General features: G+C 64.8%; 13 protein-coding genes. 7 read left to right on the top strand and 6 right to left on the bottom strand.

Annotation, left to right across the window (positions count from 1 at the left end):
* Nucleotides 1–324: 324 nt before the first annotated feature.
* Both QX041_RS01625 and QX041_RS01620 read left to right on the top strand, forming a co-directional pair.
* A complete protein-coding gene (locus QX041_RS01625; protein ID WP_315715728.1) occupies nucleotides 325–1,158 on the top strand; it encodes a formate/nitrite transporter family protein in 834 nt (277 codons plus the stop codon).
* Nucleotides 1,159–1,227: 69 nt separating this feature from the next.
* Nucleotides 1,228–2,958, top strand: a complete 1,731-nt coding sequence (locus tag QX041_RS01620) for a bifunctional protein-serine/threonine kinase/phosphatase (RefSeq protein WP_315715727.1) — start codon at nucleotides 1,228–1,230, stop codon at nucleotides 2,956–2,958.
* A 20-nt stretch (nucleotides 2,959–2,978) separates the two neighbouring features.
* Here the strand turns inward: QX041_RS01620 and QX041_RS01615 are convergent, their stop codons facing one another.
* Nucleotides 2,979–3,893, bottom strand: coding sequence for a dioxygenase (locus tag QX041_RS01615; protein WP_315715726.1), 915 nt, complete (start codon nucleotides 3,891–3,893; stop codon nucleotides 2,979–2,981).
* A 149-nt stretch (nucleotides 3,894–4,042) separates the two neighbouring features.
* Between QX041_RS01615 and QX041_RS01610 the strand changes: the two genes are divergently transcribed.
* Nucleotides 4,043–5,317, top strand: coding sequence for a serine hydrolase domain-containing protein (locus tag QX041_RS01610; protein WP_315715725.1), 1,275 nt, complete (start codon nucleotides 4,043–4,045; stop codon nucleotides 5,315–5,317).
* Between the two features lie 242 nt (nucleotides 5,318–5,559).
* Nucleotides 5,560–7,077: a sensor histidine kinase gene (locus QX041_RS01605; RefSeq protein WP_315715724.1), complete on the top strand. Its 1,518-nt coding sequence runs from the start codon at nucleotides 5,560–5,562 to the stop codon at nucleotides 7,075–7,077.
* Between the two features lie 6 nt (nucleotides 7,078–7,083).
* On the opposite strand, the gene QX041_RS01600 is transcribed toward QX041_RS01605, so the two are convergent.
* Nucleotides 7,084–7,818: a cytochrome c biogenesis CcdA family protein gene (locus QX041_RS01600; RefSeq protein WP_315715723.1), complete on the bottom strand. Its 735-nt coding sequence runs from the start codon at nucleotides 7,816–7,818 to the stop codon at nucleotides 7,084–7,086.
* 304 nt (nucleotides 7,819–8,122) lie between these two features.
* Nucleotides 8,123–8,368 (bottom strand): hypothetical protein, encoded by a 246-nt coding sequence (locus QX041_RS01595; RefSeq protein ID WP_315737708.1) that lies wholly within the window; start codon nucleotides 8,366–8,368, stop codon nucleotides 8,123–8,125.
* 515 nt (nucleotides 8,369–8,883) lie between these two features.
* On the opposite strand from QX041_RS01595, the gene QX041_RS01590 reads away from it, so the two are divergent.
* The 3 genes from QX041_RS01590 to QX041_RS01580 all read left to right on the top strand — a co-directional run bounded on the left by QX041_RS01590 (nucleotide 8,884) and on the right by QX041_RS01580 (nucleotide 11,768).
* Nucleotides 8,884–10,104, top strand: a complete 1,221-nt coding sequence (locus QX041_RS01590) for a LysR family transcriptional regulator (protein ID WP_315715722.1) — start codon at nucleotides 8,884–8,886, stop codon at nucleotides 10,102–10,104.
* A gap of 7 nt (nucleotides 10,105–10,111) precedes the next feature.
* Nucleotides 10,112–10,507: a helix-turn-helix domain-containing protein gene (locus tag QX041_RS01585; protein ID WP_015668220.1), complete on the top strand. Its 396-nt coding sequence runs from the start codon at nucleotides 10,112–10,114 to the stop codon at nucleotides 10,505–10,507.
* 439 nt (nucleotides 10,508–10,946) lie between these two features.
* Nucleotides 10,947–11,768 carry an enoyl-CoA hydratase gene (locus tag QX041_RS01580; RefSeq protein ID WP_316164334.1) on the top strand — a complete coding sequence of 274 codons (822 nt, stop codon included), beginning with the start codon at nucleotides 10,947–10,949 and terminating at the stop codon, nucleotides 11,766–11,768.
* Here the strand turns inward: QX041_RS01580 and QX041_RS01575 are convergent.
* From QX041_RS01575 to QX041_RS01565, 3 genes are all read right to left on the bottom strand, one after another.
* On the bottom strand, nucleotides 11,765–12,844 hold the full coding sequence (locus tag QX041_RS01575; protein WP_316164333.1) for an isocitrate/isopropylmalate dehydrogenase family protein: 1,080 nt from the start codon (nucleotides 12,842–12,844) through the stop codon (nucleotides 11,765–11,767). The two genes, QX041_RS01580 and QX041_RS01575, sit on opposite strands and share 4 nt — an antisense overlap.
* 164 nt (nucleotides 12,845–13,008) lie before the next feature.
* Nucleotides 13,009–14,076, bottom strand: a complete 1,068-nt coding sequence (locus QX041_RS01570; protein ID WP_316164332.1) for an alcohol dehydrogenase — start codon at nucleotides 14,074–14,076, stop codon at nucleotides 13,009–13,011.
* Nucleotides 14,077–14,307: 231 nt separating this feature from the next.
* Entirely contained in the window at nucleotides 14,308–15,375 is a 1,068-nt protein-coding gene (locus QX041_RS01565; protein WP_410051856.1) for a CaiB/BaiF CoA transferase family protein, read from the bottom strand.
* Nucleotides 15,376–15,439: the final 64 nt, after the last annotated feature.

Below are 15,439 nucleotides of genomic sequence, written 5' to 3'. Positions count from 1 at the left end.
CTTTCAAGCAGCCGCGGCCCGGACGTCCAAACGTAATCGATTGAAATCGATGATCTTTTGATTGGCGTCAAAATTGGCACAGGCATTGCTTCGACGCCTACAAGTCAACGATGACTGCGGTTCGCCGGACTGTCGAGGCCGATGGCGCCTGATCTCCGGGACGGACGCGCGCTCGCGACCGGGGTCACCTCGGCGCGGTCGTCGTGACGCCCTTCCCCGCATTCGACATCCGATCCGCCTGCCCGTGGCGATGTCCCGCGAGAGCCAGAACCTCTCGCAAGGCAGCGCGCAATCTATTCCCGAGAGCAAACAAAGGACGTTTGAATGTCGTACCTCGCGCCTTCAGAATTCGTGACCAAGATGGTGGACGCAGGCGAGTCCAAGATCTTCATGTCGACCCGGGACACCGTCATCCGCGCCTACATGGCTGGCGCGATCCTGGCGCTCGCGGCCTGGTTTGCCGTCACCATCAATGTGAACACAGGCCAGCCGATCATCGGCGCGCTGTTGTTTCCGGTCGGCTTCTGCATGCTCTATTTGCTGGGCTTCGATCTGCTGACCGGCGTGTTCGTGCTGTCGCCGCTGGCGCTCATCGACAAGCGTCCGGGCGTGACCCTCGCGGGCGTGCTGCGCAACTGGGGCCTCGTCTTCATCGGCAATTTCGCCGGAGCACTGACCGTTGCCTTCATGATGGCATTCGTGACCACGTTCGGCTTCACGCAGGAGCCGGACAAGGTCGGCGCTGTCATCGGCAATATCGGTGAAGGCAGGACGCTCGGCTACGCGGCGCATGGCGCGGCCGGCATGGCGACGCTGTTCATCCGCGGCATGCTGTGCAACTGGATGGTCTCCACCGGCGTGGTCGGCGCGATGATCTCGACGACGGTCCCGGGCAAGGTGCTGGCGATGTGGATGCCGATCCTGGTGTTCTTCTACATGGTGTTCGAGCATTCGGTGGTGAACATGTTCCTGTTTCCGTCGGGGCTGATGCTCCATGCGAAGTTCTCGATCATGGACTACCTGATCTGGAACGAGATCCCGACCGTGCTCGGCAATCTCGTCGGCGGTCTCTCGTTCACCGGCCTGACGCTCTATGCCACTCACATCAGGACGCAGCCGAAGCGTGATGCCAAGATCGCAGCCCGCGTCGCGGCCTGATTTCCGTCTCCCTTGGAGAGCCCGGCTTCAGTTAAGGTCGGACTCTCCTCAAATCGCTCGATAGCCCAAATGCCATTGCGGATCACCATCGGAGCGCATTCCGACAAAGGGCAGAAGCCGGGCAACCAGGACTTCCACGGCGCACTGATTCCCGATGAGCCGGCGCTCAGCCTGAAGGGCATCGCGATCGCCATCGCGGACGGGATCAGCAGCAGCGAGGTCAGCCACATTGCGAGCGAGTCGGCGGTCAAGAGCTTCCTGACCGACTATTATTGTACGCCGGATGCCTGGTCGGTGAAGACCTCGGCGCGACGCGTGATCGCCGCGGCCAACTCCTGGCTCTACGCCCAGACCAGAGCCAGCCAATACGCCTATGACCGCGACAAGGGTTACGTCTGCACGCTCAGCGCGGTGGTGATCAAGGCGGCCACGGCGCATCTCTTCCATATCGGCGATTGTCGCATCTATCGCCCCGCAGGCCATTCGCTCGAACAGCTCACCGACGATCATCGCGTCATCATCTCGTCGCAGCAGAGCTATCTGGGGCGTGCGCTCGGGGTCAATCCCGAGGTCGAAATCGACTATCAGGCCATTCGGATCGAGCGCGGCGACATCTTCGTGCTCGCGACCGACGGCGTTCACGAACACGTGGGCAAGCGTTTTGTCGCCAACGTGTTGAAAGAGAATTCCCACGACCTCGACCAGGCGGCCCGTATCATCGTCGCTGAGGCGCTGGCGCAGGGCAGCGCGGACAATCTCACGATCCAGATCGTGCGGATCGACGAACTCGGTGCCGGCGATGCCGCCGAGATTCCGGTCCAGGCCGAGCAGCTGCCGCCGGCGCCGGTGCTGGACGCGCGGATGATCTTCGAGGGCTACCGGATCGTGCGCGAGATCCACGCCAGCAGCCGCAGCCACATCTATCTGGCCGTCGACGTCGAGACGGAGCTCGCCGTCGCCCTCAAGGTGCCTTCGATCGACCTGCGCGGCGACCCGGCCTATCTCAAACGGTTCCTGATGGAAGACTGGATTGCGCGGCGGATCGACAACCCGCACGTGCTGAAGGCCTTCCCATCGACGCGTCGCCGCGATCATCTCTACGTCGTCACCGAATTCGTCGAAGGCCAGACCCTGGCGCAATGGATGATCGACCATCCCAAAGCCGATCTCGATGCCGTCAGAGACATCATCGAGCAGATCGCCAGGGGGCTGCAGGCGCTGCATCGCAAGGAAGTGCTGCACCAGGATCTGCGGCCTGCAAACATCATGATCGACCGGACCGGGACGGTGAAGATCATCGATTTCGGATCGGTGCGCGTCAGCGGCGTGGTCGAGGCCGATCCGGCTGCCGACCACGACAGCATCCTCGGCACCCAGCAGTATACGGCGCCGGAATATTTTCTCGGCGAGGGCGGCTCCGAATGGTCCGACCAGTTCTCGCTCGGCGTGATCGCCTACCAGATGCTGACGGGCCGGCTGCCCTACGGCGCGCAGATGGCACGTGCACGAACCCGGGCGCAGTTTCGCAAGGTGCTTTATCACCCGGCCTCCGGCGATGACCAAACCGTCCCGCTCTGGATCGATGGCGCACTCCGGCGCGCCGTCCATCCCGTCGCCGCCAAACGTTACGAGAGCCTCTCGGAATTCGTCTTCGACCTTCGGCACCCCAATCCCGCCTATATCGGCGGCGGCCGGACGCCCCTGATCGAGCGCAATCCGCTGCTGTTCTGGAAGGCGACGACTGCGCTGCTCGCGATCGCAGTGATCATCCTGCTCGCGGCTCGCCACGGCGGCTGGTAGGCGGACCTGCCGGCTGCGGATCAGGCGGGTTCAGGCGCGATCGCGCCAAGCGGCCTCGGCGCCACGCCCGCTCCCGGCTTCATGCGGAAATCGTAGGTCATCAAGTGCCATGGCCCGATGGCCAGCTTGCCGTCCGGCATCACAGCGTCGCTGCGCCGCTCGACCTGGGCGATGAGCTCGTCCTTGACGCCAAAGACGACGTCGCTGTCGAGATATTCGTCGCCGCCGACGAAGACATGGGTGATGAGCGGCTCGTAGCCCTTGGCGTCCACCAGGAAATGCACATGGGCCGGGCGCATCGGATGACGCTTGGTCTCGAGGATCATCCGTCCCACCGGACCGTCGGTCGGGATCGGATAGCTGCAGGGCAGGATGGTGCGGAAGAAAAAGCGGCCATCCGCATCGGTGATGAAGCGCGCCCGCGACGACGGACCATCGCTTTCATAGGACGGCCGCTGCGAATCGTAGAAGCCCTCGTCGTCGGCATGCCAGACATCGACCGCGGCGCCTGCCAGCGGGGCACCCGCCAGATCGGTCACCCGTCCCTGGACGAACATCTTCTCGCCCTTGAGATCCGCCGAGATGTCGGTGCCGTGGGGCGTCACCTTGTGCTCGCCGACGTAGAACGGGCCGAGTACGGTCGTCTCCGTCGCCCCTGCCCGGTCGCGATGATTGATGGCGTCGACCAGCATCGACACGCCGAGCACGTCGGACAGCAGGATGAACTCCTGCCGGCTTGCGGTGCAGGTCTGTCCGGTGCGGGTGAGAAAGTCGATGGCGGCGGCCCATTCGTCGAAAGTGAGCTCCGTCCGGCGCACATAATCGTGCAGCGACTTCACCAATTCCTGCAGCAGGAATTTCGCGCGCGGATCGGGTGTCCGTTCGAGGCTCGCGACGACGGCCTCCGTGAGCTCGCCTTCATTGAATTGTGTCATTGCCAATTCCTCCCGGCGCAAAGGGTACACGACGCATGCCTGGCCTGCCATTGGACGCGGCGCGATTTTCGGCTATCACCCGGAACAAACGGGATGCGCGGCCGATCCTCGCGCAGGCCGCCAGAAACCGATCATAGCGGAGACGCCCGATGCTCGCCCCGACACCCGCCTCGCCCGAAACCGTCGGCATGTCGAAAGCCGCGCTCGATCGCATCGATGCCCATCTGCGGCAGCGCTATGTCGAGGCCGGCCGCTTTCCCGGGACGCAGTTGATGGTCTATCGCCGCGGCAAGATCGTGCATGCGAGCTCGCTCGGCTATGCCGACGTCGAGCGCAAGGTCCCGGTCAGGGACGACACGATCTACCGCATCTATTCGATGACCAAGCCGATCACCTCGGTCGCCTTCATGATGCTGGTCGAGGAAGGCAAGGTCGCGCTCGACGAGCCGGTCGCGAAATACATTCCGGAGTGGAAGAATCTCGGCGTGTTCGTCGCCGGCACCGCGCCGGCCTTTGTCAGCCGGCCGCCGTCGCGGCCGATGCTGATCGTCGACCTGCTGCGCCACACCTCCGGCCTGACCTACGGCTTCCAGCAGCGATCGAACGTCGATGCCGCCTATCGCGACGCCAAGATCGGCGCAGTCGAAAAGGCGGGAACGCTGCAGTCGATGATCGATGATCTCTCGCGTATTCCGCTCGAATTCTCGCCGGGCGAGGCCTGGAACTACTCGGTCTCGACCGACGTGGTCGGCTATCTCGTCGGCAAGATCGCCGACCAGCCGTTCGAGCAAGTCCTGAAGCAGCGCATCTTCGATCCGCTCGGCATGAGCGACACCGATTTCCACGTGCCCGCGGCGAAGGCGCACCGGCTGGCGGCGTGCTACTCGGCCGATGCCGGCGGCGCCTTGTCGTTCCACGCCGCCGATCGCAAGGGCGGCCTGACCTTGCAGGACGACCCGGCGACCAGCTCGTTCCTGAGCCCGCCCGACTTCATCTCCGGCGGCGGCGGCCTGTGCTCGACCACGGCCGACTATCTGACGTTCTGCCGCGCATTGCTCAATGGCGGCGAGCTCGGCGGCGTCAGGCTGCTCGGACCGAAGACGCTGAAGCTGATGACCTCGAACCATCTGCCGGGCGGCGTCGACCTGCCGGCGCTGTCGCGCTCGATGTTCGCGGAAGCAGCCTATAACGGGATCGGCTTCGGTCTCGGCTTCTCGGTGACGATGGATCCGGCCAAGACGTTGATTCCCGGCAGCGCCGGCGAATATGCCTGGGGCGGTGCGGCCTCCACGGCGTTCTGGATCGACCCGGCCGAGGAGCTGATCACGATCTTCATGACCCAGGTCTTGCCGTCGAGCGCCTACCCGATCCGCCGCGAGCTGCGCACGATGGTGTACGCGGCGATCACCGAAAGCAACGTCTAGGAGCGGCGTCGTGGCGGTAAAGCCGCTCAGGGAACCGGCGATCCCCGCGCGTTGCGCTTGGCGTGCACGCGGTGCTCTCTTATGCTGACAGTCATGTGAACGGCTGCAACCGCCGAGCCCTTGCGGAGGCAGCCGCTCCAGCCTGATATGCGCTCGCCGCACAAATTCGCCTCCGCCCGACGCGTCTCCCGCCTGCGTCAGTCCCAACGGCGATCAGCAGCGCCAGCTCAAACGGGGCATCCGTGCCAAAACTCTCCCTGCCGATCCGGCTTGCTCTTCTGGTCGCAGGGACCACACTGCCGCTCATCCTGTTCGCAGGCGGAATCGTCTTGCACAGCTACATGCAGGATCGCAGCGACGCCCGTCAGCGCGTGCTGGAGACGGTGCGCAGCATCCGGCTGACGCTCGATGCCGAAATGCAGCGCATGACTGGCGGCGTTCAGGTCCTGGCGCTGACCGATGCCCTGACCACCGGCGATTTCGAACGCTTCCGGCCGATCGCGACGGGCTTCCTCGAGCAGTACGGCAAGAACGGCACGATCGTGGTCGCCGACCGCAACGGACGCCAGCTGTTCTCGTCGGCGACGACGGATACGGCTCACCTGCCGACGCGCAACAACCGCGAGATCACCCGCCGCGTGTTCGAGACCCGGCAGCCGCAATATTCCGACCTGTTCTACGGCGTCGTGAAGAAGAGCCTGATCGTCACCGTCGAGGTGCCCGTCTTTCGCGACGGCGAGGTCGTCTATGACATCTCGTTCAGCCCGCCGATCGAGATGTTCCAGACCATCCTGGAAAAGCAGCGGCCGAATCCGGACTGGACCTTGTCGCTGCTCGACCGCCAGGCGACCGTCTTCGCACGCGTGCCAAATCCGGCGGAGACGATAGGCAAGCAGGCCTCGCCCTCGGTGTTTGATCGCATGCGCAGCGAGCAGGAGGCGACGCTGTCGAGCGTATCGCTCGAGGGCGTGCCGCTGCTGTCGAGCTTCACCCATTCCACCCTCACCGGATGGACCATCGGCGCCGGCATCGCCGAGGATTCGCTGGTTGCGCCGTTGTGGCGCAACCTCGCCGTCACCAGCCTGCTCGGCGGCATCATGCTGGCGATCGGTCTGGCCTTCGCGGTGCGGATGGCGACGACGATCGCGCGCGCCGAGATGCTGCACGACCTGCTGATCGAGGAGCTCAATCACCGGGTCAAGAACACGCTGGCGATCCTGCAGGCGATCGCGGTGCAGACCTTCCGCAGCGCCAGCCGCCTTGAGCGTGAGAAGTTCGAGGGCCGGCTCGGCGCGCTCGCCGAGGCGCATAATCTGCTCAGCAAGGAGAAATGGCAGGGTTCTGAGCTGCAGGACGTGATCGAGCGCGTGCTCAAGCCCTACCGCCTCAACACGCCCGACCGCATCAGGATCTCCGGCCCGAAGGTGGCGCTGTCGCCGCGGCTCGCCGTCGTGCTGTCGATGATCGTGCATGAGATCGCAACCAACGCCGCCAAATATGGTGCGTTCTCCAACGACACCGGCACGGTCGATCTGTCCTGGGAGCTGGCGAACGCGGCCGACGCGGCGAAGAAGCTGCCGGCACGGCTGCGGCTGGTGTGGCAGGAAACCGGCGGCCCGGTGGTCTCGGCGCCGATCCAGCGCGGCTTCGGCTCCCGCCTGATCGAGCGCAGCGCGCGCGATCAGCTCGGCGGCGAGGCCACGGTCGACTTCCTGCCGCCGGGCGTGGTCTACACCATCACCTGCAAGCTCGACGATTGAGCCGCGTCAGCCGAACCTCTGCAGCGCCGGGAACGTCTCGAGCAGCCAGATGCTGAAGGTCGAGACCGCGCCAGTGAGAAAGCCGATGCCGGTGGCGATCATCAGCACGCCCATCGCGCGCTCGATGTTCACGAGATGGCCACGCATGCGGATGAACAGCGCCGAGAACTGTTCGATCATGAACGCCGCGACCAGGAACGGAATGCCGAGGCCGGCGGAATAGACGGCAAGAAGCCCGGCCCCCTTGGCGACCGTCGTCTCCGCAGCTGCGATCGAGAGGATCGCCGCCAGGATCGGCCCGATGCACGGCGTCCAGCCGAAGGCGAAGGCGAGCCCCATGACATAGGCGCCCCACAGGCCGACCGGCTTGGGGATCGGCAGCCGCCCTTCGCGCATCAGGAACGAGATCCGCGTCAGGCCGAGGAAGTGCAGGCCCATCACGATGATGACGACGCCGGCGAGGATGGACAACTGCTCCGACCAGGCCCGGATCAGGCCGCCGATCAGCGAGGCGCTCGCCCCCAGCATCACGAACACGGTGGAGAAGCCCAGCACGAACAGTGCGGCCGAGATCATCACGGCGCGACGCGACGCGGCCGGAGGCTCGTCGCTCTCGATGTGCTCGATCGTGGCGCCGGTGAGATAGATCAAATACGGAGGAACCAGCGGTAGCACGCAGGGCGAAAGAAAACTGACCAAGCCAGCAATGAACGCGGCCGGAATCGATACGTTCTGGATCATGCGAGTCCCGCGATACGCCCCTCCAGGCGCAAGCCGGGGCACGACGCTTCTTGCCGCCGATGCGGGGAATACGCAACAGACGTGCCGAAGTTACGGCGGTCAACGATGATCACGGCCTGCGGGCTTTCGCCAGGATAGAGCCCGACGCCCCCGGATCGGGGCCTCATTGGCGAAGTCCCCCGCCCCGATAGGGAGTGTCGCCTCGCTTCAACCGGCTCGTCTGCGAGCCGGCGCGCGCCTCACCGTGGGATCACGACATATCACAAATGCGCCAAATGCACCCTTGTGCACACACCGAACTGTGCTATTTCACCACTCGAAGCAACGGTGGCCGGCGCTGACCTGGCTGCAGCTTCGCATCGCGCAGCTTGTCGGGATTGTCGGCTTGAACCATCTCATCGCAAAGCGATTTCAGATCGTCCTCGCTCAGACGGTTCAGCTTCATGCGCAGGTCGAGGATGGCAACCGAGACCAAATGCGCCGATTCGCGATTGCCCGTCGCCGCGAGCATGGCGCGGCACTGCTCGAGGGACGCAAGCACTGCAAGCATTTGTTCGTCTGAATTGGCCACAGGCGTCGTTTCCGTTCTAGTAGCGTGCGACGAGATGGAGCCGAGCAACTCCCGACTCGCGGATGGCTTCCAAATACGTCATGTCGTTGCTCCCCTGCGCTTTGCCGATGCGGCTCAGCCGAGCCATGCACCTACCCCCTGGGACGGCACGACGGCGTCCTGGCATGACGCAGGGTGAAGAGACATCACCGCTCCCCGGCATTCGATGAATTAGCGCCACGATCCGTTCATCACGATAGCATGACAACGGCCCATCTTCGAATACCATTTCATTGCGGTCGAGGCAAAAACCGTCGATCTTAGGTTCGACTCGCGTTAAGCGTGTCCCTGTCCTACATGATGTGTCAGACCGCGCATCTGCTGGCGGTAAGACCATGCTGCAGAGAACTGAAGGTGGCAGACTCATCGACCCTCGATCGCTCAACCAAATCATGGCACGAACGTGCCCTGCCCGTAATTTGTCGGAATCACTCTAGCAGGCGGAGAGAGCTTGTATGCGCGTTGCGGCGGAACGGGGCGTTCCTCAGAAGGAACGCCGGGAACTAGCCGAGACCCCTGCGACGCTGGCACCAGGGGAGCACGGCGGCTCGTCTGCTGGGGCAGGATCGAGCATTGAACTGAGCCGAGAGAGTGGCGGCGCCAAGGGCGCAACGGCGAGCAAGCCGGCAAGAACTGCGACGGGCCGGGCCGCCCCGGCCAAGTCGACCGTGAGCAAATCGGCGCAGGCAAGCCTCACCGACTGGGATGCAGCGCGGATATTCCTCGAGGTTGTCAGGGCCGGCAGCTTTCGCTCCGCGGCCGAGCGGCTGACGCTCTCGATCAATGCCGTACGGCGACGCATCGATGATTTCGAGCGGCAGATCGGCGCGACGCTGTTCACGCGCGATGTCCACGGCGCTCGGCTGACCGACGAAGGCGCGCTGGTGGTCTCCGCCGTCGAGCACATGGAGGCCGCGTCATTCGAGTTGCTGCGCGCGGGCGATGGTCTCGCCGGCGCTGCGTCGGGCGAGGTCCGGGTCGCGGTGACCGAGGGGCTCGGCACGTTCTGGCTGGCGCCCCGGCTGGTCGAATTTCAGCAGAGCTTTCCCAACGTCATGGTCGATCTCTATTGCGCGATGCGCTCGGCCGACGTGTCGCGTCACGAGGCCGACGTCGCCATCCACCTCTCCCGGCCGGCGGCGCTCGACGTCAAGCTGGTCCGGCTTGGCCGCATGCACCTGATGTGCTTTGCGAGCGAGAAATATTTGGAGATATTTGGCATCCCAAAGACGATTGACGATCTCGTCAAACACCGCTTGGTTCTGCAGGTGGCGGACGAAGCCGCCGCCAATGCCGCCTTCGCCACCATCTTCCCCGGTTTCGAACAGCGGGACCTGATCGCGATGACCACCAATGTCTCGAGCGCCAATTACTGGGCCGTGGCGCACGGCGCCGGCATCGGGGTCTTCCCAACCTATGCGAGTGCCCTGGGCGGGAAGATCATACCACTGGAGGTTGACCTCAAGTGGTCCTACGACATCTGGCTGTCTTATCATGCCACCACCGGACGCATCCCTAGGGTGCGTCACATGATCGACTGGCTGGTCGAGGCTTTTAACCCTGGCAAATACCCGTGGTTTAAAGACGAATTCATTCATCCACAGCAACTTAAAACAGTATATATGGGTGAACCCCTGACCCATCTATTCGGGGGCTTTCCGATGGAAGGACGGTAAAATCAGTATGAACAAATCAGCGGCAAAGAAAATGAAGCAGCGCAGTGCGGGCAAGCCCGACATCGAGCTCGGCAAGCGGATTCGCCTGCGGCGTGTAGAGCAGAAGATCTCGCAGGCCGAGCTCGGCGAGAAGCTCGGCGTGAGCTTCCAGCAGGTCCAGAAGTACGAGAAGGGCGTCAACCGGGTCGGCGCTGCGCGTCTGCAGCAGATCGCCACCGCGCTCGACGTGCCTGTGACGTTCTTCTACGACGGCGACAGCAAGGCGCGCGAGGTCGAGAGCCTCCTGTTCCTGGACTCAGCCTTCAGCCTGCGGTTGCTGCGCGCCTACAGCAAGATCAAGGACCAGACCGTGCAACGTCAGCTGGTATCCTTGATGGAATCGATCGCAGCGAACGAAGAATAGGCAAGGCTGTCTGATCCGTCAGACAGGTCTGCCCGTGATGGATATGGGCCATCTTCGCTCGAGGGCGCAACTTGGGGGCGCCAGGCGCTCTGCCAGCTCGGGCGAGTTCACTGCCTCGGCTCAAGGCCGAGCGATCGGCGCGGCCGACACACCGGCCCTTCTCGTCCGCACAGCGATCGCTGCGCGGTCTGAGGCTTCGTCGCCTTTATAATCTCGTGCTCTCTGCCGTCATAGGAAGTGGCGGCATGCCGGCGTTTCGGTTCCGTCCGGCCGACGCTGATCATGAACGCTGCGCGTCCTTTCCTGGGCCACCCGTGCACAGGTCGAGAGCTCGGCCCGAGCGTCCCTTTGCCTGCCCATCATGTCCTGAACTTACATTGACGCCGTCACCGGCGCGGTGAACGATGCCGGCCGCCTGCCCTCCTGCGGACGGACCCACATGCCGACCATCTCCGAGCTCCCCACCACCTTCGCCGGGGACAAGATCCTCATGACCAGAGCGAACGATGGCGTCGGCATCATTACCTTCAACAACCCGGACAAGCGCAATGCGATGTCGCTGGAGATGTGGGAGGGGCTCGGCCAGGCACTGGTCGCGCTGCGCGACGATGACGCGATCCGGGTCGTGGTGCTGACCGGCGCCGGCGGCAAGGCCTTCGTGTCCGGCGCCGACATCAGCCAGTTCGAGCAGAGCCGCCACAATGCCGCGGCCTCGGAGGCCTATGCCGAGCGAAGCGCCGCCCAGCGGGCGCTGCTCGCCGGCTACCCGAAGCCGACGATCGCCTGCATCAGCGGCTTCTGCCTCGGCGGCGGCCTGCAGATCGCGATGCTGACCGACATGCGCTTCGCCGCCGCGGACAGCCAGTTCGGCATCCCCGCCGCCAGGCTCGGCATCGCCTATGGCTATGACGGCCTGCGCAACCTGGTGTCACTGGTCGGCCCGTCGCAGGCGCGGCTGCTGCTCTATACGGGCCTGCGGATCGATGCCGCGGAGGCGCTGCGGATCGGCCTCGTCGACCGGATGATGAGCAACGACGAACTGCTGCCGGCCACGCTGGAGATCGCCCGCACCATTGCCGTCAATGCGCCGCTGGCGGTCAAGGCCGCCAAGATCACCATCGCCGAGGTGCTGAAGGACGAAAGCCGCCGCGACATGGAAGCCATCAAGCGGATCGGCGACATCTGCATGGATTCGGAGGATTTCCGCGAGGGCCGCCGCGCCTTCATGGAGAAGCGCAAGCCAGCCTTCAAGGGACTTTAGAGCGCCTCCAGCACCGCCCTGGTCACGTCGATCGTGCCGGCATTGCCACCGAACTCGAATGGCTTGAGGCCGGATGCGTAGACCTGGTCGACGGCCTGCTCGATCCGCTGGGCCGCCTCGGCTGCCCCCTCGATGCCATGGGTGTCCGCCAGCCAGTCCAGCATCATCGCGGCCGACAGGATCATCGCGGTCGGGTTGGCCTTGCCCTGCCCCATGATGTCGGGCGCGGTGCCGTGGCAGGGCTGGAACACGGCGTGGCGATCGCCGATGTCGGCCGACGGCGCCATGCCCATGCCGCCGACGAGACCGGCGGCGAGATCGGACAGGATATCGCCGAACATGTTCTCGGTGACCAGAACGTCGAAATCCCACGGGCGCTTCACCAGCATGAGCGCGCAAGCATCGATGTAGAGGCGGTCCGTCTTCACGTCCGGATGAAGTTGAGCGACCTCGTCGAAGATCTTACGGAAGTAGGCGAAGGCCTTGAAGACGTTGGCCTTGTCGACGCAGGCTAAAGTCCCCGAGCGGCCGCGCGCGCGGCGCCGGGCGGCGAGCTTGAAGGAGAAGTTGAACAGCCGCTCGGATGTCTTGCGGGTGATGACGAGGGTCTCGCGCGCCTCCTCATGTGTCACGACACCTTTGCCCATCGAAGCGAACAGGCCTTCGGTGGACTCGCGGATCACGACGAAGTCGATGCCGCGCTCGGCGGCGCCGACGATCGGACTCGGCACGGCCGGGATCAGCCGCGCCGGCCGCACGCCGGCATAAAGGTCGAAATGGAAGCGCAGCTCGATCTGCGGCGCGATCTCGGTGTTGTCGGGATAGCGCACCGACGGCAGCCCGCAGGCGCCGAGCAGGATCGCGTCCGCCTCTTCGCACAGCCGGATCGTGGAGTCGGCGATCGAGACGCCGGTCGCGAGATAGTTGTTCGCGCCGGCCTGGGCCTCGGTGAACCGGAACGACAGGCCGGCCTTGGCCTCGACCTTGCGCAGCACTTCGAGTGCCGGCGCCATGACTTCAGGACCGATGCCGTCGCCGGGGAGGACTGCGATGTGGAGTGCGTTGGTGGAGGGCATGCTTTTTTCTTCGTCACACGAGGGATTTAGCGCCGTCATTGCGAGCGAAGCGACTTGTCCGCCTTAGCCCGAAGGGCGACGGCGGAAGCAATCCAGGGCCCAGGTTGAGACTCTGGATTGCTTCGTCGCTTCGCTCCTCGCAATGACGATGGAGAGGGTGTGTCCTACGGCGTCAGCACGGCGCGGCCGACCAGCTGACCCTTCTGCAGCTCACGCAGGGCATCGTTGGCCTTGGCGAGCGGCATCGGCGTCACCGGGATCGGCGCGATGTGCTTGGCGCGGACGAGGTCGAGCAGCTCCTTTGTCTCGCGGAGATTGCCGACATAGCTGCCCTGGATCGTCACCGCCTTGATCGGAATGAGCGGCAGCGCCCACGGCGCGCCGCCGCCGAACAGGCCGACGATGACCAGCTTGCCGCCCTTGGTGAGGCAGTCGAAGCCCAGCTGCGCGGTGGCGGCATTGCCGACCAGGTCGATGACGGCCCGGATCGGCTCGCCTGCGGCCTTGTTCAGTTGCTCCAGCGCATCCGGCGCCTTGCCGTCGACCGCCGCCAGCGCGCCGGCCGCCAGCGCCGCCTCGCGCTTGCGCGCGTCGATATCGACCACGATCGCACCCTTGCCGCCCATTGCCTTCAACAGCGACAGCGCCATCAGCCCGAGGCCGCCGGCGCCGAAGATCACGATCGGCGTGTCGAAATCCTTCTCGACCTTCTTGAGCGCGCTGTAGGTCGTGACACCGGAGCAGGCGTAAGGCGCGGTCGTCACCGGATCGAGCCCCTTGAGATCGATCAGGTGGCGCGGATGCGGCACCGTCATGTGGTCGGCATAGCCGCCGTCGCAATAGACGCCGAGCGAGGCCGGCTTCAGGCACATGTTCTCGTCGCCGGCGAGACAGGTCGCGCACTTGCCGCAGCCGATCCAGGGATAGACCAGCACGACGTCGCCGACCTTCAGCCCGCCCTTCTCCGCCTCGGTGACCTCCGGCCCGAACGCCACGATCTCGCCGGCGCTCTCATGGCCCATGGTCCGCGGCAGCGACACGCCGCGATCCTTGAGGGACAGCGGCTTGCGGCCGTGCCCGAGATCATAGCCGCCTTCCCAGATGTGCAGATCGCTGTGGCAGACGCCGGCCGCCTCCACCTTGATCAGCACCTGTTTGCCGAATGGTTGCGGTGTCGGCTCGTCGACCTCGGTCAGCGGCGCATTGAAATCGGTGACCTTGAAGCTCTTCATGGTTTCACTCCCGTAGTCCGGTGCGGGCGCGACCGGACGGCGCATCGACGGGACGAGCGGCGAGGCTGCGCGCGGCAACGTCGCCTTGGACCTCCTCCCCGGCATGAGCGCGTCCGGCTGGTCCGGACTGTTCTTGCGATATCGCGACATTGGCTGGAAACGCGAGGAGCGGCAAGGCTGCGCGCAGCGCCTGCGGTCATGGCAGCCCTGCAGCGTTTTGCCTTAGCGGGCTCAAGGTTTTGCAGCGTCGCCTACGCCAGCGCCCCGCAGGATTTCCACGGTGTGCTCTCCGAGGCTTGCGGCCCGCGGGCCGGCCGCAACCTTCGCTTCCGACATCCGAAACGGCAGGTTGACGACCTTGAAGTTGCCGGCTGCATCCTCCACATCGGCCAGCGCGCCGCGATGCGCGATCTGCGGATCAGCCAGCGCATCGGCCACGCTGCGGTAGGCCGAACTTGGCACGCCGCCCGCATTCAATGCCTCCAGGCATTGGGCGACGGTGAGCCGGCGCGACCAGGCTTCCACGCCATCCATCAGCGCCCCCCAGTTTGCCCGCCGGTCGGAATATTTTGCGAATCTGGGATCATCGACCCAGTCCGGATGGCCGATCGCGGTCATCAGGTTCTGGAACGTCTTCTCGCTGGCGATGGCGATCATCACATAGCCGTCGCGACACTCCGCCGGGCCGAAGGTCGGCCGCGACGGCTGCGCGACGGGAAATTGCGACCATTGGATCTCGTTCAGTGTCAGGCTCAGCATCGATTCCAGCATCGAGCAGTCGATGTGCTGGCCGCGCCCGTTGCGTTCGCGCTGATACAGAGCGGAGGCGATGGCGCCGAACGCGTAGGTCCCGGTGACGACGTCGGCATGGTAGATGCCGCAATAATCGGGTCGGCTGCGCCCCGGCTGGTAGGCGAGATGCGCCATGTCGTAGCCCGAAGCCGCATGGATCACCGGGGCGTAGGCCGGGAGTTCCGCCGATGGGCCGGTCTGGCCGTAGCCCGAGATCGAGCAGTAGATCAGCCGCGGATTCAGCGCGCTCAAGGCCGCATAGTCCAGCCCGAGCCGCTGCATCACTCCAGGGCGGAAGTTCTCAACCAGGATATCGGCCGATGCGACCAGCCGACGCACCGCGGCGACACCGTCGCGCGACTTGAGGTCGAGCACGACGCTCTTCTTGCCGACGTTGAGCTGACCGAAAGCGGTAGAGCAGCCATGACGCATCGGAGGCCGGGTGCGCATGGTTTCACCTTCGACTGACTCGATCTTGATCACCTCCGCTCCCATATCGGCAAGCATGCGGGCACAGTGCGGGCCGGCGATGGTGGTCGAGAAGTCGAGGACGCGCAGTCCCTCGAAACAT

The sequence above is a fragment of the Bradyrhizobium sp. SZCCHNRI2009 genome, assembly GCF_032485115.1.
In the GTDB taxonomy this organism is placed as follows: domain Bacteria; phylum Pseudomonadota; class Alphaproteobacteria; order Rhizobiales; family Xanthobacteraceae; genus Bradyrhizobium.
This window is presented reverse-complemented; position numbering and strand designations above follow the sequence as displayed.